Source organism: Paenibacillus sp. FSL H7-0714 (genome assembly GCF_038003765.1).
Lineage (GTDB): Bacteria > Bacillota > Bacilli > Paenibacillales > Paenibacillaceae > Paenibacillus_AQ.
Window position 1 is genome coordinate 3,450,687 of the sequence record NZ_JBBOPT010000001.1, and the last position, 19,780, is coordinate 3,470,466.

The window sequence follows — 19,780 nt, forward strand, 5'->3', positions numbered from 1 at the left end:
TCTAGCGGATCAATATTATCTTATTAGGAAGGTGTGGTTAGAATGCGGCGATATGGAAGTGTCATTCAGGTAAAAGCAGAAAAACTGGAGGAGTACAAAAAGCTGCACGCTAATGTTTGGCCGGAAGTCTTGAGTATGATCAGCATTTGCAATATTAGGAATTACTCCATATTTTACAGAGATGGATTCTTGTTTAGTTATTTTGAATATATAGGTGAAAATCACGCGCAGGATATGGCGAAGATGGCGACCGATCCGGCAACGCAAAAGTGGTGGAAATTAACCGCCCCATGTCAGATTCCGTTTGAAAACCGGCAGGCTGGGGAATGGTGGGCTTCCATGGAAGAAGTTTTCCATTCGGACTAATTCCCTATGAAACGATCGACACGTCTGTTGAAGACTTTGTCTTTGGATATGAATGGCTTCCCAATCAAGTGAACAGGTACTTAAATGGCCGGATGATAAGAAGCTTGGACAATCCGCTATTTTATGGGCCCCCAAACGTATGGCTTACGGCGCTCGGGAGCGATGTATTCGATGAGCATATCGATACGAACTGCTTGCCGGGGGAAAATTCGTGGGATTACTTCCGCTTCTATCAGATTGATCTAGTTGGCGTCAATTTGGTTGCGAATTCGGGCTTTGAGTTCAATAAAAACAAAAACTTCGATGAGCGGTTCATCAAATCGATGGATACTCCGATAGGTCCGTGTCGGAGCGCGAGTGATGAACGTCAAGACACAAGACATGGAAATGGCTGTCGAAGCCTGTTGGTATAACAACCAACTATATGTGCCGTTTTTGGATTTGGCACGTGCATTCCGCAAGCAGGCTATGGTTACATCGGGAGGACTTGGTGTTCCCTCCGACTTCGCGATCAAGATCGACTCGGAACGGTACGACGAGAGGGGGTGCTTATTGTCAAAGCTTTTCGAGCTCTAGCGGTTAGCGAGTATCTAAAGTGATTCAATACACTAAAGATTTGGAGGGAAATTCATCATGTTATTTAATGGAACAAAATTGAAATCGTCGAAGTGGTCGGTAAGGCTGAAAGACGGACAGGTTAGAGATCAAGATGGTTTCGTGCTGGAGAGGAACTGGTCTGGAAGCGGCTGTGATTTCAAGCTGATTCACAAGGGAGCACAGGCATTCGAAATCAAAGAGATTCTGCTTTTCCAGGGAAAGCATGAGCTTGACGTTCATACGCCTGTTTACGGGGAAGGGTATAGCATGCTTTCCCAATATGGTGGAACTATCGGGGAGATTAAGAGTTTAACGCTTCGTTGCGACTTTGATCATTATAAAATTCCTCGTACTAAAAGCTTTCAGACGCTTTTTAATCTTGCCCTGATTTCGCCGGATGGACCAGAGGCGGTTCTCGCGGCCTTCGCATCATGCATTCGTTTCAATGGAGAAATCCGATTTAACGAGACTGAGTTCGAGATCGCGCTCGTGACGGATGGCATACAGATGATGCCTGGTGATGTTTGGGAGTTGGAGCATTTTGTCATTTATGAAGGGGACTGCCAATCCGAACTGCTTGAACAATTAGGTAAAACAATTTCTCGTTTTCATCCGCAGTTGCCGGTGCCGGAAACGCCGTCGGGATGGTGTTCCTGGTATTCCTATGGTCCTGAGGTGACGGAAGAAGATATTCTTGTCAATATGACCGAAATCGCCAATCATTACCCGGAGTTAACCTATATTCAAATCGATGACGGATTTCAGGCCTATATGGGGGATTGGCTAATTGCCAAGCCGGGTTTCAAGGATATGAAAGAGCTATGTCAAACCATTAAGGACAAGGGGCTGAAGCCTGCCATTTGGGTTGCGCCTTTTATTGCAGAGAAGAGCTCCGTATTGTTCCGAGAACATCCGGACTGGTTTATTCAGGATGAGCAAGGAAATCCCCTCTCATCGGGTGTTCACTCCTTCGGCGGCTGGCGCTGCGGACCTTGGTACATGCTGGATGGAACTCATCCTGAAGCTCAGCAATACTTGACTACAGTCTTTCGAACTATGAGGGAAGAGTGGAACTGCACCTACTTTAAACTGGATGCCAACATGTGGGGAGCTCTTCACGGAGGCGTTTACTATCGTCCAAATTCAACGAGAGTAGAGGCATACCGGGAAGGTATGAAAGCTGTAATCAAGGGAGCGGGGATCGACAGCTTTATACTGGGCTGTAACGCGCCTATGTGGCCTTCTTTGGGCGTTGTCCATGGCATGCGGATCACGGATGATACCTATCGAAAATGGGAGGCATTTACAAGGGTCGCTAGAGAGTGCTTCTGGAGAAACTGGCAGCACAATACGCTTTGGGTCAACGATCCGGACTGTCTCTTGACTCATAATTGGAAGATAAATCCTCTCGGACCGGACGGGAAGCGCTATATTACGGATAGCGCGTTAACGGACGATGAGTTTCTCTTTCATGCGACGCATATCTTTTGTTCGGGAGGCATGCTCCTATCCGGAGATGTCTTGACGGAAATGACCGAGGTAGCGAAGACTCGACTTAGGAAGATAATTAAGCCGACAGATGTGCCCGCCGTATTCGATTCAACCGAATTTACCATTGGCAGGATGACCTTTGACGACCGCCAAATGATCGCTGTGTTTAACTGGGAGGATGATCCGGTTGTACGAGAGGTTGAACTGCATGGTTCGTATGAGGTCTATGATTTCTGGAACAATGAGTATATGGGCAGCAAATCGGGATTTATGCAAGTAGAACTGAACCCGCGTAGCGCAAAACTGTATGAGCTGAAGAGCTAACAATATAACGGAAATACATGTTCAATAAAGTGATAGAAGCCTGTGTATACACACAGGCTTCTTATTATTGTGCGGCCAGCTTGCAGGATAAGTCACCAATACATGACGAAATCCGATGTCGCCAAGAGCTAGTCTTGTAGACCCTGTTGTTTAATGCTGAAGATGGCGAAATTCAATAATTTTTAAAATAAATTCAATATATATCAAAAATATAACGACGTGTGAATTGCTTTAATTAAGATAACAGACTACTGGCCATCATCTTTAAAAGGGGGTGATTCCTAGAAATTATTTATTTTATAGCGCTTACAAGGAAGGGGGATGCCACAATCGCGTTTGGACCTTTTCTGTTATTGCGAATGCCGTGTGATTATTTTATTTATGAGGAGGAATTGAAATGATGAGCGTAAGGAAAGTATTTTCGTGTGTATTGCTCTTTTGTTTCTTATTTAACATAATTGCTATAGCATCCGCGGCAGAACTTTCACCGATTATCGTAAACAATGGTGATAATGGATATTCGGAAGTCGGTACATGGAAGGCATCAGGCTTAAGAGGTTATCAAGACAAGTTGACAAGGTATACAGATGAAGTAGGAGCTACGGCAAAGTGGGTGCCTGCTTTAACAAAGTCAGGCACATATAAAGTATCTTACTATCAGGTTCAAAAAGACGTTTCAAACAAACCGGAAATAAAGATTACACATAATAATAGGATAGATACGATCATACTTGATTTATCCGAAGATAAGAAGGATTTTATTGAAATTGGTGATTTTTATTTCTCAGCCAATGGTAATGAGCAAGCCGAAATCAAGCACATAACAGCGAGGTCAATGACCCGTACCAGTGCATTAAAATTTGAGTTTGTGTCTGAAGACGAAATTGTGGCTCCTATCATTCTGGATATCAAAAATAACAAGGATCAGCTTAAGTTAAAAGGGCTTTGGATCGATTCTGGTGTAAAAGGATATAACGGAGGGACGACTAAATATACGGAGGATTTGAAAGCGATTTCAATTTGGTCGCCGATGTTATCTAGAGTTGGGGATTATAAAGTGTTTGTATATGGATTTTACGAGAATCAAAATCAAAACATAATTGTTAAACACAACAATAAAACAGAAATTAAAACCATAAATTATCCGAAAGATGGGGCTTGGATTGAAGTAGGAACTTATAACTTTGCAGGTATTGAGGGTGAAAGTGTTCAGATTAAGCATACTGCTGCAACCGACTATACACGTTTGAGTGCGATTAAACTTGAATTGATTAAGGACGAGGGAGCTGTAACAGGTTCACAGCCGGTAGAATTCATTGATATACACAATCATTGGGCTGAAGATGATATCAATAAATTATTAAGCTTGAAAATTGTAAAGGGTTTTGAGGACGGTACTTTCAGGCCTGACGGCATCATAAATGTAGGTGAAAGTCTCAGAATAGTGCTAGCCTCAATCGATGAGTTTCTTCCGGAGGGGGAAGAGTACGTTATAGAGAAAGCAAAGGAAATGAAACTGATTTATGATGAGGAGTTTCAACAATATGACCGCCCAATAACTCGGGAACAAATAGCGAGGGTAGTTGCCCGTGCTTTAGGCGAACCGGAGCGTTCTAATGTAGAGCAGGCAAAAAAATTGATTTCCGACTATGAGCAAGTTGGAGATGAATTTAAACCTTTTGTCTTAAGTGTTTTTGGTAAAGGTATTATTTCAGGTAATCAAAATGGAACTTTCCAACCCGATCAGCCAGTCACTAGAGCTGAGACTGCAACCATGATAGTGAAGATGCTTGAGCCGCAGAGTAGAAAAATCCCGTCCTATACAAGCTCTAATGTAAGCGTAACTATTGATGCGACACAAGCTAGGAAGCTAAAGCTCGATGAAATGGAAATCGCAGAACTTGATAGACAAAGGTATTTTAGATTGTACAATTGGCCGGGATTAGAATTTGACAATGTACAAGAACCACTGCGTACAGAAGCGAGAGAGTGGTTGAAAAGTGTAGATGCTCCCCTGGCAAGGGGAATCATGAGCTCAAGTAACATTCCTTTGACAGAAGATCCCGCCAGACCGGGAATGGTTGATCCAGCTACACTTGAAGCGGTTTTCCAAAGATATGATAACTGGTTTTCCTATGCCAAGGCCAACTGGCCCAATATAAAATTCGCTGCCACACAACAAATCGTGCCCCAGTGGTGGGCTTTACCAGGGAAGCATGAACCAATACCAGATGAAAACGCCTATTTGGCAATGGCTGATATTACAAAGAGATGGGTAGATTATCTGAAAAATAAGAATTATATGCTCCCAGACTGGGTTACTGTTTTTAATGAGCCGTCTGGCTGGTCAGGCGCAGAACTTGCCAAGGCTACAAGAGTACTATCAGATATGTTGAAAGAACAATATCCGAATATAAAAATTGGCGGACCTACTTATGCATGGCCTCACACTGATTTAAATTACAGTTTTAAAGAATGGGAAAATACAATAAAAGAATACATCGATGGTGTAGGCAATAGTGTTGATTTTTATGATATGCATATGTATACTAAGGCTTTTTGGGCACAAGATGGCAGTCGAGTAAAAGATCCTTTTACCTTTGCTAGTGAAAGAGAAACAAAAGTAGACACTTGGGAAACTGGGAAGCTTGAGCTATTTTATGATTTAATCGAAGCATATCAATTTGAAAAATGGGGTACTGTCAAGCCGATTCTTGCAACTGAGTTCGGCAACCAAAGTATCCAACCCCAGACGGGACCATGGGAAAATGAATTTAAACCGTTTATGTTCATGAATACGATTATGGACAATTGGATGAGATTTGTTGAAAGACCTGAAGTGGAATTATCTATTCCTTTTATATTGACCGAGAGCCCCAATTCACTAAGAGGAATGGCCCTTCTGAACAAGACCTACGGGGGCTGGACAAGATTTAAAGACTTTTATGAGATGGTAAAAGATCTGAAGGGCGAGAGAATTCCTCTAACCGTTGAGGACAGTATGAAATCAAGCAGTAGAAATATTATGGCCAGAGCATTTAAGGATGGAGAAAATGTATATGTATGGTTACACAATAATGAATATCCAATAGAAAATACGACTAAAGTTAATCTGGAAACTATTTTACCTAAAGGTAAGAATGGCGAGCCGTTAGAAGTATTGAGCGCAGGCATTAAGCGTATGAAATGGCAAGGTGAGATTCCATATCCGCATAACAATCCCAATCCCGATGGCCTTCTTACTATCGATAAAGAGTTTAAAGATTTAAATGATTTCTCGGAAATTAGCATGGTGGGCATGGAAACCTCTATTATTAAGTTGACGCTTTCTGAAAATATAAGATTGGATAAAGTTCAGACGGAGGAAGTTTTCTATGCACCCCAGACCTTATTAGATGCTTCTCAACCTACAACCCTTACTGTCCATATCCCTGAAAGAGAGGGTCATAAAAAATTCGCTACGCTCGGGTTGGGGTTATATAAAGCGAATGGCTTTGAAGAAAATCCGATAATAAAAGTTAATGGTAAAGCGCTTACGGATTTTGATATTACCTATAGTAAAGGAATCGTTCAGTTCTATAGTGTTCAAGAAATGCCGATACCGCTCGAAGCAATAAAGGAAGGCAACAATATAATCGAAGTTACGTTTCCGGGGAATACGGATAACAAATCCAGGATAACATCCGCAAAAATAATTTTGGGATATCAAACAGATTCAGAATCGGTCATTACGAAGGTGCTGCCGGTCAGCGTCTCTACGGTTAAGTCTTCGCCGCCGATTCTGCCGGGAACCGTAACTGTTGTATACAACAATTCGGCAACAGCCGATAAGCCAGTGGACTGGGATTCGATCGATCCTGTCAAATATGCCGAGTCCGGCAGCTTCAGTGTAAGCGGAGCCGTATACGGCACATCGATTCCTGCCATTGCGAACATAACGGTTACGGACGATGTGTATCGGTTCCGTGGCGAGCTAATCGCGCTAATCGAGATTGCTCAAACCAAGTATGATGCGGTCGTAGCGGGCACGGCAGTTGGCCAATTTCCAGCGAGCTCGAAAGCCATGTTGTTGTCGGCGATCCAGCAAGCGAAGCTAGTTGTGGACGGCGGCACTGCGGCCGAGCCAGAATTCCAAACAGCAGCGGAAACTTTGCACGCTACGCTGCAAGCGTTCGAACAATCGAGGATACAAGCGGTGCTTGTTCAGTCGATTGCAATCCGGAGCGATTCGTCATCCATTCATACAAAAGGAGGCAGTCTCCAGTTGACGGCTGAGGTGCTTCCGGAGAACGCAACGAATTCTTCGGTGTCATGGTCTGTATATGAGGCGGATGGTGTGACCCCCACGGATAAGGCGACTATCAATGCAGGTGGTTTGTTGAGGGCCGTCAAGGACGGAACTGTCAAAGCGAAGGCTACGGCGAAAGACGGCTCGGCGGTTTCCGGAGTACAGAGCATTACGATTGACGGACAAGACGAAAGTACAGATTCCGGACTGGGTACTAACAGTGGAACCGGTTCCGGCTCCGTTAAACCGAAAGAACCGCCAATCATAGAGGAGCTCGACAAATATGTGCCCACAGAAAAGGAATTGCGTATAGAAGTACAGGATGAGCAAACAGGCGTTACGGTTGTCATCGACCGTGAACGGCTCGCCAGAAAGCTAAAGAGTCTTCAGTCAGCAGATCGTCAGGTTCTCCAACTGGACATCCCGGGTGAGCATGTGAGGAATGCCGTAGAACTTCCGCTTAACACTTTGCTAGACAGCTTGAATGCTAATTCGGAGACGGTCTTGACACTGCGAAGCCACTTAGGGATCTATGAACTTCCGATATCTATTCTGGATCGCGAAGATGTCGCGGACGTGGCTCAAGTCGAAGGGACGATCCTGATTATCCGCATGGATAAAGCGGTATCTCAGTTTAAACATCAGTTCGAGCAATCCGTTACGGATCGAGGGATGGAGCGAGCCAGCGAACTGATCGATTTCAAAGTCATTTTGAAGTCGAATAACAAAGAAAAAGTAATTCATCAATTCGGTAGCCAATTCGTGAAGCGTATCTTGCAAATCGACGGAGTTATTCCAGATTGGTCGGCTGCGACCGCGGTCGTATACGATCCGGCGATGGGAAAGATTCGGTTTGTGCCGTCTGTGTTCTCCGTGAGAAATGGCAAGACAGAGGCAAAGATTAGCCGCAATACGAATAGTTTGTACGCAGTTGTTCAAAACAAGAAAGCCTTTGACGACATGACGGGACACTGGGCGCGGAGAGACGTCGAGATATTAGCTTCCAAGTTAATCGTCAACGGGACGACCGAACGTACTTATACGCCGGAGATGCAAGTCACACGCGCACAATTCGCGGCACTCATCGTTAGAGGGCTTGGCTTGGCGATCGAGACAAGTTCGAGCGTATTTACAGATGTACCTGTTACCGAGTGGTATGCGGCAGAAGTCAACACTGCGGTTCATTATGACTTAATCCAAGGCGTTGGCGGAAGCAGATTCAATCCTGATGCTCTGATCACGAGAGAGCAGATGGTCGTGATGATGATGAATGCAGTAAAGCTCGTACAGGGAACCTCCAAGGATGAAGTCCAAGCTCATATTTCCTTCGCAGACAATGATCAGATAACGGACTATGCACGCAGTGCGGTTGTGGACGCGAACAGAAAAGGCTTAGTTCACGGCAAGACGGATACGTTATTTTCCCCGCAAGATACGGCCACTCGCGCCGAGGCAGCGACTTTAATCAGACAAACGCTGCAATATCTACAATTGATCAACTGACAACAAGCAGCATGTGCGCGCCCGGTCAAGCAAATCTTGAACCGGGCGCAGATTTTTGGTCCAGGAAATACGTATCTTCTCAAACTAATGAATTGGAATGCTGATTGTTCATGTGAGCAAGGACCGTCTGGTACCGTTCCAGCAGAGTGTACTATTGTATAAAAAAATGAAGGAAACCGGAATTAGATCTTGTAGAGAACTTTATTAAGAAACATATGTAAAGTTATGAAGTGGTAATATTCATTCCTTATTTAATAGTAAAAATCAACTGATCATTCCTTCAATAGATGCGATAATTTCCACTCAAAGCCAGTAAACAAAAAAAGTACAGACAGTTGTCATAATAACGGCGGAGTCCAGTACGCAATGGTGTATCCCAAAATAAACGGACAAAATGCTCTGCCTCCGGGCCATTAGAAGCAAGGGAAGCCATGGCATTGGTCGCCAACAGACCTGTCGGGTGCAGCGCCGGTTCGTCGAAGGGCTGTCCCTCAATGGTATACCGCCGGTAATCGGAAACTTTGATATTCCTAAAAAAAGCCTGAATCCGGTTACATTGATCGACCTGCCAGATGTCCTTTTGGAACCAAGCCCAGTCCAGACCGATATTAGCCGCTACCCGGTAAGCATCACTGAAAAAATGGCTGAAATCACCATGAGGCTGGGGTTCTGCCGGGGACCCGTTAAAATTAGCATATTCGGGAGCAAGGCCAGTTATCGGATGGCATGCAGTATGCAGATATGTGCGGCTGGCTTCCGCGGCTTCTCGCCAAAACATGTGGTCACGTTCGTCAGCCCACAAGGCGAACAAATCATAGAAATGGGGGAGATGGTAAGACGGATCACTGAAGGTGGATTCCGGTACGAATTTGATCAATTTCGTTTCCGCGTCCCACATTGAGTCGCCATCTCCTGTTTCAGTTTTATGTACACAAGCATGCAATATCGTTCGGGCCTGCTCAGAATAATTATAAGGTTCCGGACCGTTCCCCCAACGTTTTGAGGCAAAAAACAGAGCCATGGCGAAAAACTCTTCGCCGTCCGGTGCAGGTCCCTGAGAAATCCTTGTACCGTCAGGCTTGCAGTGCCAAGCAAAGTAATTGGCATAGCGACCTTCTTTGTGCTGCATAAACGTCTTTGAGAAGTTCCATAGACGATCAAACTCTTCTTTTTTATTCATTTGAACGGCCATCATCATCCCGTAGGACATTCCTTCCGACCGAACGTCTAGATTACCTGTATCCAGGATATAGCTTTTATCCTCGTCCTGCGGATAGTATATTCGTACGTTCGGATCTCCGTAAAACAAATCATTCCAAGTTTCATTGAGTTTAGCGTTGATATCATCTTCAGAAAAGCCGAGCTCCTTAAATATATTGCGATATTCCCCTGTATAAAAAGCACCTTGTTGTTTCATTGTCATCAAAAACGCCCTCCTGTGAACTACAGCATGCAGTCCATTTTAATAAAAACTAAGGATGGATGGTTTGAATGGTGCCATCATCGTTGTATCTCAGCTCTGTATATTTTACAGAACGCTTGTTGTCAGTTCCACCAGACAAAGAACTGTCATGATAAAATAAATACCATTTCTCTTTAAACTGAACAATAGAATGGTGCGTTGTCCAGCCTAACACTGGAGAAAGGATTTTTCCTTGATATTCATAAGGTCCAAGCGGATCTTTACTGATAGCGTATACAATATTGTGGGTAGTACCAGTGGAATAAGAAAGATAATAACACCCGTTGTATTTATGAACCCATGGACCTTCAAAATATCTTCTCTCCTCATCTCCAGCAAGAATCGGATTTCCGTTTGTATCGATGATGGATATTTCTCTAGGTTCACCTTCAAAGCTCAGCATATCCTCGCTCAACTCCGCTACGATAGGTCCAAGAGCTGGTGCCGTTTCAGACGGCCCCTCAGCATCCGGAACAAATGAGCCGGTTTGCCATTTTTCAAGTTGACCTCCCCAAAGACCACCAAAGTATATATATGATTTGCCATCATCATCAACGAAAACGGCGGGATCAATGCTATAACTGCCGGGAATGTAGCTTGGTTCAGGTGTAAAGGGTCCGGAAGGTGAAGCTGAGGTGGCGACCCCAATTCGGAAAATATCGTCATGGTCTCTAGCTGGGAAAAACAAATAGTAGGTATTGTTTTTGTATGCTGCATCCGGAGCCCACATTTGCTGCTTAGCCCATGGAACATCCTTCACATGAAGCACTTCACCGTGGTCAACACAAGGGGAGCCATCTCCATCAATAGAAAGAACATGGTAATCCTCCATATTATATTGGTCACCGTTGTCATTAGAGATCATTTCGTGATCCAGGTCATGTGAGGGATAAATATAAATTTTACCTTCAAATACATGAGCGGAAGGATCCGCAGTATAAATATGAGTTACGAGAGGTTCATTGGGCTGCACAGGCTTTGTCAAATCATTTCCTCCTATAAAGTTAATCGCTTACAAAGTTAATGGTATAAGAACTTTAGGACTCTGTATATATAGCAACTATAGTTTATACCCCACAAAGTTTAGAACATAAAAAAGAACCTTTATTCAAAGGTTCTTTTTTTACTACTGTCTTTGTCCGTGGAATTGTCGATGAAGTTCCCGCACTTGTTCTGCAAGCTCCGTTACAGGGCCATCTACGACTGCATAATGGATAACTTCCTGAATGGTCAAATTACGGACAGGTGATGCTGCAATGCCTATTTCGCTTAACCACTGTGATAATTGCTGCGAAGAACTGGCATATACAATCCTTCCTAATTGAACCCAACCGTGAGCCGCCGCACACATAGGGCAATGTTCCCCGGAAGTATACACAGTTGCCTGCTTACGTTCTTCCAGTGACATATTCTGAGCTGCCCAGCGAGCTAAAGCGAATTCGGGGTGCTGAGTATGGTCACCACCGCCTACATGGTTACTGTCTTCGGCCAAGACCTCTCCATTTGCTGAGACCAGGATGGAGCCGAAAGGTTCGTCCCCAACCTCGAGTGCAATTCGGGCAAGTTCAATACAACGCTGAAGATGTTTGATATCGGTATCGTTTAACATGATGATAGAGCCTCCCGAAATTTAATTTATAGATAAATCTCACGAACAGTAGGCCTGAGCCTGTTTGTTCACCGCATTCTTCTATGTTAGCATGTAAAGTATTCGATTAAAAATATGTCATGCAATTTCAAGATAGGGAGGACATCTAGAAATGAAACACCCATTTATATTAAATGCCGTATGGAACGGCGGTCGTAATAGTGAGGGAACGATTGAAGCTGGACAACTCAAGACTCAAATCTCCATTCCGAAAGAAATGGGCGGGCCAGGAGTTGGAACGAATCCGGATGAGATGCTACTGGGTGCGGCGGCAACCTGCTATCTCATTACACTAGCAGCTATGCTGGAGCGATCAGGGCTTACGACTTCCAGCCTGACGTTAACATCAGAGGCGACAGTGGATGTAACAAATAACATTTTTACATATGAAGCGATCAAACATTCACCCATCATCACACTTACCGAAGATGCGTCACAGGACGATATTGATAAAGCAATTCGTATTGCCCATAAAGCAGAAGGCTCTTGTATGATTTCCAGAGCTGTAGCAGGAAACGTACAAATTACCACAGAGCCAACAGTGCTAACATCAAGTATGTAAGGTTAAGTTCTAAAGGAGTTATCCCTTAGGAATCAGAGAGGAGAAATTAACTTTGAACGTTGAGTTGTATAAGGATTTGATCAAGGATGAGCGTGGGAATTATTACGTAGCGGTACAAAAAGAGGGCAATGAACTGACCTTGGTAAATGCAATGCTTGAGCGTTCTTATCAGGACCTGCTGGAATTTAATGAAGAGTTTAAAAAGAAATATGCGGAATACGAGCACCAGTTCATCGGCAAAGTGATTATGGATAAGCTGCGGCATGATGTTGTGTTCGCGTCCAAAGAAGACGGCCATGGACGAATGTATAATCTGGCAGCGATTGCCGGCGATTACAAGGTTACTTTTATTGATATGATTGAATTTTACCGAAACCCTCGAGTAGGACGTAGCCATGACAACGACATCCATTAAGCTTAGCGTTTTGGACCTTGTACCTGTATTTGATAATGTGGATGCAAGCTTTGCATTAGGACAAGCGGTGGAACTGGCTCGAACAGCTGAAAGACTGGGATATACTCGTTATTGGGTTGCCGAACATCATGATATGCCGGGTTTAGCGTGTACCTCCACAGAGGTGTTTTTATCGCATATCGGAGCGAGAACACAGCATATCCGCATCGGATCGGGAGCTTTATTGCTGCCGCACTATAAGCCGTTAAAAGTAGTGGAATCTTTTCATTTGCTGGCAAGTTTATATCCGGGACGCATCGACCTTGGGTTAGGCAGGGCTCCTGGCGGTGCTGCTGAAGTAAGCTTAGCGCTGAGCGGAAATTTTCTCGAAAATGTTTGGAAAATGCCGGAACTGCTTAAGGGAGTCACCGAATTGTTGCAGGGGAACTATTCATATGAAGGACGTAAGATAACCGCCCGTCCGACTCCACCCGAATCGCCAGAGCTGTGGATGCTGGGTACAAACAAGAAAAGTGCGGCATATGCTGCCGAGTTTGGAGCAGGCTATGTGTTTGGTCAATTCATGAGCGATGTAGCTGGGGAAGAGATTTTGCAAGCTTACCGTGAAGCTTTTATCCCTTCTTCAGTTAATGCTAGCCCTCGGGCTATCGTAGCTGTTGGCGTTATTTGCGCCGAGACTGAGGAAGAAGCAGAGCGGCTAGCCTCTTCCGGTATGACATTATTTCAACAAGAAGGCTCAGCCGAAGAGAAATCCAAGCTTTTGGAACGTAAACTGCTGATAGGCACACCCAAAAATATCAAAGAAAAGCTGGAACAGTTATCTCACTTGTATGGAGTTGATGAATTCATTATCGTTACTATGATTCCAGACTATGAGAAACGGTTGCATTCGTTTGAGTTGCTTGCCCGCGCTTGCTTGAATTCTAACTAGCCCTTTCTTCATGCAATGATGCTAAAGGAGGTCCACATAGATGCAGACTCATACCTCTGACTCCATTAAAATCCCTCCCGGATTTTGGGCTGGATTAATTCAATTAGGGATAACCGCTCAAGATATAGCCAGTAAAGCAAGTCTTCCCCTGAGCCTTATCACGGAGTCAGCAGTCACCACAGCCCAATATTTCGCTATCTGGCAGGCATATTCGGATCTCGTTGGAGACACTGCTGAGGGAATCATCAAGCTAGCAACCGTTTTTGAAACCACACAATATCCGCCGACCGTCTTAGCCACTTATCATGCTAAAGATTATCGCGACGCTCTAAACCGAATGGTGCGCTATAAACGAATGTGCCCTCCAGAAAGCTTGCATATCGTCGAGGAGGGAGAGTTGTGTGCAATCGAATTGAATTGGCAGCATCCCGAGTATTCCAGTCCACCGCTGCTGCTTGGTCTTACACTGGCGTTTTTATTGGAGCTTGGGCGGCGGGGAACTGGTATACCTATGACAGCGCAGTTTGTAGAATTTTCACAACCCATAGGGAATTTACAGGTTCTTGAGGCTTATTTCGGCTGTCGAATTCAGATCGGTGCTGAGACTAACCGCTTAACACTACGACGAAGTGATTTGGATCTGCCCTTTATCTCGTATAACGAAGAGTTGCTAGAAATTCTGACTCCCGTTTTGGATCGGACACTTGCTGAACAGCAGGGCAGTCGCTCAATTACTGAAAGGGTCAAATGGATTATGAAACGCAGCCTTAGCGTAGGCCAACCCGAGATTCAAACCGTTGCTAAAGAGCTAAGGATGAGTGCTCGTACCTTACAGCGGAGGCTTACTGAAGAAAATACGAGCTTCAAGCATTTGCTGACACAAGCCAGACATGAGCAGGCGCGAGCATATTTAGCAGATCCTTCCCTCGATGTTAAAGAGGTGGCTTTCTTGATCGGATATGAAGATCAGAACTCGTTCTACCGTGCCTTCCGACTTTGGGAAGGAGATACTCCTTCAAATTGGCGTGTTAAACAAGAAGTTTGGCGCAAGACACTAGTTACTGAATAATCCCGGTAAGATAGTATAAATACTAGCCGATGCTCAGTACAGTTCTTGAGAAACTGCTAATTAATTCGCCATGATTAAAGGAGAAATGAAATATGGATATGGGATTAAACAATAAGACAGCTTTAATTACAGGATCAACAAAAGGTATTGGTAAAGCTATCGCCTTTGAACTTGCCAATGAAGGCGTTAATGTACTAATAAATGGACGTAATTATGAAAAGGTAGAACAAACAGTAAATGAAATTAAAGCAAAATTTCCGGAAACTTCTCCACTGAATGCTACAGCCGATATTGTAGATATGGAGCAAAGAGAAGCTTTATTTGAAAAACACTCCCATATCGATATTTTAGTTAATAATATGGGGATTTATGAACTGATGAGCTATGACGACGTTGATGATGAAATATTTGAAAAATACATCCGTACGAATGTTCTTGCTGCAAATGGATTAACAAAATTTTATTTACCAAAAATGTTAGAAAACAATTTTGGTCGCGTGATCTTTATCGCTAGTGAAGAAGCAATAATGCCGTCAGCTCAAATGCCACAGTATGCAATGACAAAATCAATGCTATTATCATTAGCAAAAAGCTTATCAAAATTAACAATCGGAACAGAAGTTACCGTCAATACTATCATGCCAGGACCAACACTCTCTGAAAACGTGCACCAAATCATTGATGGAATGTACCCAGGTGAAGCGTTGACTTTTTCAGAAAAAGAGAAAAACTTCATGGCTAAAAACTTACCTCAATCTGAAATACAGCGATTTATTAAACCTAATGAAATAGGTAGACTAGCAGCATTTTTGAGCAGTCCCTATGCCTCTGCATTTAAAGGTTCTCCGATCCGTATGGATGGGGGCATGGTACCTACTATTTTCTAAATGTAGTATCGATACACAAAAAGCCACTCCTTATGGAATGGCTTTTTTTATTTGATATATTATTCACTGTCCTCCGGTATAACAAAGGATACCAAAGTACCTTCATCTTGTTTACTTTGAATAAAAAGACCCTGACCATACAATTGCATCAGTCTTCGATGGGTGTTAGCCAGTCCGATGCCACTTTTAGCTTTTATGGTCGGTTCCAGCAACAACGCGAGCGTTCTATGATCCATACCTTGCCCATTATCCTCCACTTCGATCTTTACAGCATTGTTCAGACGTGAGATCCGAATATAAACGGTACCCCCCTGTTGACGCTTGAGCAGACCATGCTTGATAGCATTTTCTACCAAGGGTTGGATGGATAGAGGGGGTAACAGGATATTAATGTCTGGATCTACCTCCCAAACAACGGAAATTCGTTCTGCAAATCGTGTTTGTTCAATATACAAATAAGATTCTACCAGCTCTAGTTCATGAGAAAGGTTCACGAGTTCTCCGATATTTAAAAAGTCAAAGCTGATTCGCAAAAAGGAAGTAAATGCAGTGATGAGCTCTTGCATCTTTTTAGTATCCATATCACTGAGTGCCGCAATAGAGTTCAATGTATTGAACAAGAAATGGGGTTGTATCTGTGCCTGTAGATAAGCCGCTTCAATACGCACCCGTTCATTAAAAGAAATTTTCATCGCTGTTAAGGCTCGAATGCGATATTTGAGTTCAACTGCCTCCACCGGTTTGGTAACATAATCATTTGCGCCGGAGTAGAATCCAGTGTAAATATCCTCAGGTTGACTGCGGGCAGTCAGCAATAGCACTGGGAGCTCATATAGGGAATAACGAGCGCGAACCTTTTGCGTTAATTCATATCCTGACATATGCGGCATCATTACATCACTAATCAGTAAATCCCAACTCTTTTTATCTAGCCAATCCAGTGCCTCTTGTGCTGAGTTCACTGTCGTAATGAGATAAGGTTCGTTTTCGAGAATGCCCTTTAGCACATTCAGATTAACAGGGTCATCATCTACGACCAAGAGATTCACCTTCGCATCTGTAAAGAGTGGCGGGATTTTGTCAGTGTGTTGATTAGTTTGTTCGGAAATCCCCCATTCAGCCATCTGCTTATAAATCTCATCTGGTGTATACGTTGTTATAGGTGAAACCTCTCTTACTATCTGTTCGCTATAGGAATCAGCAAGGGGTAGTGCAAAACTGAAAGTTGAACCTTTGCCGAGTTCAGAATGTATGCTCAAGCTGCCACCATGTAGTTCTACCAACTGCCTACTAATGCTTAGTCCCAGTCCAATTCCACGCCCGTCATTTATTCCGTGAGGGCCTTGCTCATAGGGGAGGAATACCCGCGCCATGGTCTCTTCGGTCATGCCTACTCCGGTATCTGTTACATATATAAAGACATGAGCGTCTTTTTCCTCAGCTGAAACAGAAACAAGTCCTTGCTCGGTGTATTTGAGCGCGTTGTGCACTAGATTTAATAATACTTGTACTAGTCGTTTCTCATCCGCAAGAATAGGAGGCATAGATTCTGGTATGTTCATGGATAGCCGTACCGGTTTGCCTTCAATCATATATTGAAGCATATTGATGACTCCGGGAACCACCGATTGAACCAAAATAGGCTCCTGATGCAAAATAACGCGATGCTCTTGAAGACGTACTACATCCAGTAGATCACCAAGCATATGGGACATACGGCGGCTGATAGTAATCAGTAACTCCATATCTTGCCGGCTACTCTCGTAGAGTCTATCCTTTTCCTTCGTTATTATATTTTGCGCGATATTCATAATTCCATGAACTGGTGTTCTCAGCTCGTGAGAAGTATTGGCGAGAAACTGATCCTTGAGTTTGTCCGCTTTTTTCAGCTGTTCATTTAGCTCCATGTTCTCTTTGGCATTCTGAAAATACTTTTTAAACCAATAAGCTGAGAAGCCAACGATGGCGGCAATAATATCCACAGGATAGTAAACAATTGAATAATGGCCGTTATTATCCCACAAATTCCATAACAAATTAGAGATGATGGCCGCACCTGATATCAGTAGAAAAACAACATCTTTTTCATCTTGCCTTTTGAACAATAAGCGCCCCAAGCTATATATTAACCAGATGAAGGGGATATACTGAAACACTTGAATGATTCCCCAGTGAATCGATGTACTGACCAAATAAGCAGGAACGATAAATATAAATAAGGTATAAAGGAAAAGACACCACGTGTAAACACGTAACCACTTGTTGACTTCGGCACCTGAGGTGAATTTCCTGAAAACAAGCAGAATAAAAAGGTTCTGCCATAAGAAGGCGATTAAACGGATTTTTAATGACCAAGTGTAATTAATCGGCAGTAATGCTAGAACTAAATTGTCATTTCGGGCTAAAAGGATTACGGCTACAGATAATGTCATTAGCCCTACAAGAAACAGGGCACGTTCTTTAGGATTAAATAAATACAGAATACAGGCATACAGCCCATGTAGTAGCAGGATGATTGCAGTAAGTATTTGAAATCCAACGGTATAAAAATTTGTCCGGTTAACCACTTCCTGAGAGCCAAAGAAAATAGGCCCACTAATACCGCCTTTATAGGGGTGATCAAAGTTTGCTACCTGAATAAGTACATCTATTTCTGTCATATTTTTCGAAAAATATGATGCTGTAAATGAGGTGGTTTTTGGTGCATATGTATTGGCATCGAGAGAAACTGTCCCATTATTGAGAATAGGGGTACCGTTAATTTCCACACTGGACGCGGAATAAATTTGTTTGATCCAGAACGAGATAGGCTCCTGAAGCGGTTCTACCAAAATACGCAGACGGTAAGTCCCGTATCCATATGAAGTTGTCTGATCAGTTCCCATGGCGTGGTTCCAATTTCCGGGAACTTGAAGCGAATGGGTTAGCTTTGGTATAGTCGAAGTTTTGGACGAAACGAATTGCGAAGGATAGAAGCTCCATTCACCATCTAGCCTGATTAAGTTAGCCTTCTCCAGATCCTGACCACGTAAATCCAGTACACCGTTGCTAATCATAGGTACATTGTTGGAAACCTTAAATATGCTGAACCAAATGCAGCGTAAGCCAAAGAGAACGCTGATAAAAAGTAGAATGATAGCTAATTTGTTTAGGATCGTATTATTTTTCATGAGAACATTATAGCAAATAATTCTAATCTAGATTCTAAAATGGCTTTATTTATATAAGATGAGCAAATGCCAGCAATGATCTTAAAGGACAGTATAGTTATAATTGTTCTTTCTAAACAATAACTTGTAAATATTGTTATTATTAGAGAGGGAGTTTTCATCGCTAACAGGTCAAAATCTGCAACAGGTAATGCACTGAAAAGAAAAGGAATGAACCTAATGCCTAAGGAAGAAGTGTTAAAAGGCGGTAATGTAAATCATATAGTCCGTATGGCGAACACTGTTCGCCGCCCTTTAGGTTATTGGAGTCCGAATGTTCATGAACTACTCAAACATTTGGAACAACAGGGCTATGAGGGAGCACCAAAATTCCTCGGAATCGATGATTCTGGTCGTGAAATATTGACATTTATTCCTGGAGAAGTTCCAGGGAATAATTATCCAAACCTTGAACCGTATATGTGGACGGACGAAACGCTTGTGGGTCTGGCACACCTTATACGTCGTTTCCATGATGTGACTACAGTGTTCAGGCCCAATATGGAGGACAGATGGCAGCTCAGCTATGCCGAGGATGCCGAACATGAAGTGATCTGTCATAATGACGCAGCGTTGTATAATGTTGTCTTTCAAAAGGAGGCTCCTGTGGCGCTCATTGATTTTGACATGGCAGGTCCAGGTCCGCGTATGTGGGACATTGCGTACACCCTTTACACATCTGTTCCACTAGCGAGTTTTGCACCTGACCATACTTCTGGAACCATAGTAGCATACCAATGTGAAATACATGACGTAGAGCGACGTCGGCGAATTCATTTGTTTTTTGAAGCTTATGGAATTCCCGTTCCAAATAATCTGCGACAGTGGATTATACAACGTTTGATAGTACTGTGTGATACGTTGAGAAATGGTGCTGCTGATGGGAATCCTGCCTTTCAGAAAATGGTTGATGAGGGTCACTTGGCCCACTATGAGAGTGAGATTAGGTTTGTAACAGATCATTTCGAAGATTGGATATAAAATTCGGATATTCCGCTCACGGACAGGATCATAGAATAAAATTAAAA

14 protein-coding genes are annotated in these 19,780 nt (G+C 43.3%); 10 read left to right on the forward strand and 4 right to left on the reverse strand.

The genetic code is table 11. The annotated features are described in order from the left end of the window. The first annotated feature begins 42 nt into the window (after positions 1-42). The 4 genes from NST34_RS15325 (at position 43) to NST34_RS15340 (ending at position 8,569) form a co-directional block, all read left to right on the forward strand. Positions 43-366, forward strand: a complete 324-nt coding sequence (locus tag NST34_RS15325) for an L-rhamnose mutarotase (protein WP_341128179.1) — start codon at positions 43-45, stop codon at positions 364-366. Continuing rightward, on the forward strand, positions 327-779 hold the full coding sequence (locus NST34_RS15330; protein WP_341128180.1) for a hypothetical protein: 453 nt from the start codon (positions 327-329) through the stop codon (positions 777-779). The genes NST34_RS15325 and NST34_RS15330 overlap by 40 nt, the downstream gene beginning before the upstream one ends. A gap of 220 nt (positions 780-999) precedes the next feature. Continuing rightward, positions 1,000-2,778 carry a glycoside hydrolase family 36 protein gene (locus NST34_RS15335; protein ID WP_341128181.1) on the forward strand — a complete coding sequence of 593 codons (1,779 nt, stop codon included), beginning with the start codon at positions 1,000-1,002 and terminating at the stop codon, positions 2,776-2,778. A gap of 397 nt (positions 2,779-3,175) precedes the next feature. After that, positions 3,176-8,569 carry an S-layer homology domain-containing protein gene (locus NST34_RS15340; RefSeq protein WP_341128182.1) on the forward strand — a complete coding sequence of 1,798 codons (5,394 nt, stop codon included), beginning with the start codon at positions 3,176-3,178 and terminating at the stop codon, positions 8,567-8,569. 280 nt (positions 8,570-8,849) lie between these two features. On the opposite strand, the gene NST34_RS15345 is transcribed toward NST34_RS15340, so the two are convergent. The 3 genes from NST34_RS15345 to NST34_RS15355 all read right to left on the reverse strand — a co-directional run bounded on the left by NST34_RS15345 (position 8,850) and on the right by NST34_RS15355 (position 11,640). Beyond that, entirely contained in the window at positions 8,850-9,992 is a 1,143-nt protein-coding gene (locus NST34_RS15345; protein ID WP_341128183.1) for a glycosyl hydrolase family 8, read from the reverse strand. A 49-nt stretch (positions 9,993-10,041) separates the two neighbouring features. Beyond that, entirely contained in the window at positions 10,042-11,016 is a 975-nt protein-coding gene (locus NST34_RS15350) for a glycoside hydrolase family 43 protein (protein WP_341128184.1), read from the reverse strand. A 141-nt stretch (positions 11,017-11,157) separates the two neighbouring features. Next, entirely contained in the window at positions 11,158-11,640 is a 483-nt protein-coding gene (locus tag NST34_RS15355; protein ID WP_341128185.1) for a nucleoside deaminase, read from the reverse strand. A gap of 151 nt (positions 11,641-11,791) precedes the next feature. Between NST34_RS15355 and NST34_RS15360 the strand changes: the two genes are divergently transcribed. The 5 genes from NST34_RS15360 to NST34_RS15380 all read left to right on the forward strand — a co-directional run bounded on the left by NST34_RS15360 (position 11,792) and on the right by NST34_RS15380 (position 15,543). After that, complete coding sequence (locus NST34_RS15360) at positions 11,792-12,241, forward strand: OsmC family protein (RefSeq protein ID WP_076286972.1); 450 nt, start codon at positions 11,792-11,794, stop codon at positions 12,239-12,241. Positions 12,242-12,293: 52 nt separating this feature from the next. Beyond that, a complete protein-coding gene (locus tag NST34_RS15365) occupies positions 12,294-12,656 on the forward strand; it encodes a hypothetical protein (RefSeq protein ID WP_042188220.1) in 363 nt (120 codons plus the stop codon). Beyond that, complete coding sequence (locus NST34_RS15370) at positions 12,637-13,587, forward strand: LLM class flavin-dependent oxidoreductase (RefSeq protein WP_341128186.1); 951 nt, start codon at positions 12,637-12,639, stop codon at positions 13,585-13,587. The genes NST34_RS15365 and NST34_RS15370 overlap by 20 nt, the downstream gene beginning before the upstream one ends. A 40-nt stretch (positions 13,588-13,627) precedes the next feature. Continuing rightward, complete coding sequence (locus NST34_RS15375) at positions 13,628-14,656, forward strand: AraC family transcriptional regulator (protein ID WP_341128187.1); 1,029 nt, start codon at positions 13,628-13,630, stop codon at positions 14,654-14,656. Between the two features lie 92 nt (positions 14,657-14,748). Then, the gene (locus NST34_RS15380) at positions 14,749-15,543 is read left to right on the forward strand and encodes an SDR family NAD(P)-dependent oxidoreductase (RefSeq protein ID WP_341128188.1); all 795 of its coding nucleotides are present in this window, start codon (positions 14,749-14,751) and stop codon (positions 15,541-15,543) included. A 59-nt stretch (positions 15,544-15,602) separates the two neighbouring features. On the opposite strand, the gene NST34_RS15385 is transcribed toward NST34_RS15380, so the two are convergent. After that, on the reverse strand, positions 15,603-18,599 hold the full coding sequence (locus NST34_RS15385; protein ID WP_341128189.1) for an ATP-binding protein: 2,997 nt from the start codon (positions 18,597-18,599) through the stop codon (positions 15,603-15,605). A 333-nt stretch (positions 18,600-18,932) separates the two neighbouring features. On the opposite strand from NST34_RS15385, the gene NST34_RS15390 reads away from it, so the two are divergent. Then, positions 18,933-19,733, forward strand: coding sequence for a phosphotransferase (locus NST34_RS15390; RefSeq protein ID WP_339271321.1), 801 nt, complete (start codon positions 18,933-18,935; stop codon positions 19,731-19,733). Positions 19,734-19,780: the final 47 nt, after the last annotated feature.

What these genes read in the sequence shown, in the direction of transcription:
- NST34_RS15325 (WP_341128179.1), top strand. Translation starts at nt 43, where the DNA reads ATGCGGCGATATGGAAGTGTCATTCAGGTAAAAGCAGAAAAACTGGAG.
- NST34_RS15330 (WP_341128180.1), top strand. Translation starts at nt 327, where the DNA reads ATGGTGGGCTTCCATGGAAGAAGTTTTCCATTCGGACTAATTCCCTAT.
- NST34_RS15335 (WP_341128181.1), top strand. Translation starts at nt 1,000, where the DNA reads ATGTTATTTAATGGAACAAAATTGAAATCGTCGAAGTGGTCGGTAAGG.
- NST34_RS15340 (WP_341128182.1), top strand. Translation starts at nt 3,176, where the DNA reads ATGATGAGCGTAAGGAAAGTATTTTCGTGTGTATTGCTCTTTTGTTTC.
- NST34_RS15345 (WP_341128183.1), bottom strand. Translation starts at nt 9,992, where the DNA reads ATGACAATGAAACAACAAGGTGCTTTTTATACAGGGGAATATCGCAAT.
- NST34_RS15355 (WP_341128185.1), bottom strand. Translation starts at nt 11,640, where the DNA reads ATGTTAAACGATACCGATATCAAACATCTTCAGCGTTGTATTGAACTT.
- NST34_RS15360 (WP_076286972.1), top strand. Translation starts at nt 11,792, where the DNA reads ATGAAACACCCATTTATATTAAATGCCGTATGGAACGGCGGTCGTAAT.
- NST34_RS15370 (WP_341128186.1), top strand. Translation starts at nt 12,637, where the DNA reads ATGACAACGACATCCATTAAGCTTAGCGTTTTGGACCTTGTACCTGTA.
- NST34_RS15375 (WP_341128187.1), top strand. Translation starts at nt 13,628, where the DNA reads ATGCAGACTCATACCTCTGACTCCATTAAAATCCCTCCCGGATTTTGG.
- NST34_RS15380 (WP_341128188.1), top strand. Translation starts at nt 14,749, where the DNA reads ATGGATATGGGATTAAACAATAAGACAGCTTTAATTACAGGATCAACA.
- NST34_RS15385 (WP_341128189.1), bottom strand. Translation starts at nt 18,599, where the DNA reads ATGATTAGCAACGGTGTACTGGATTTACGTGGTCAGGATCTGGAGAAG.
- NST34_RS15390 (WP_339271321.1), top strand. Translation starts at nt 18,933, where the DNA reads ATGCCTAAGGAAGAAGTGTTAAAAGGCGGTAATGTAAATCATATAGTC.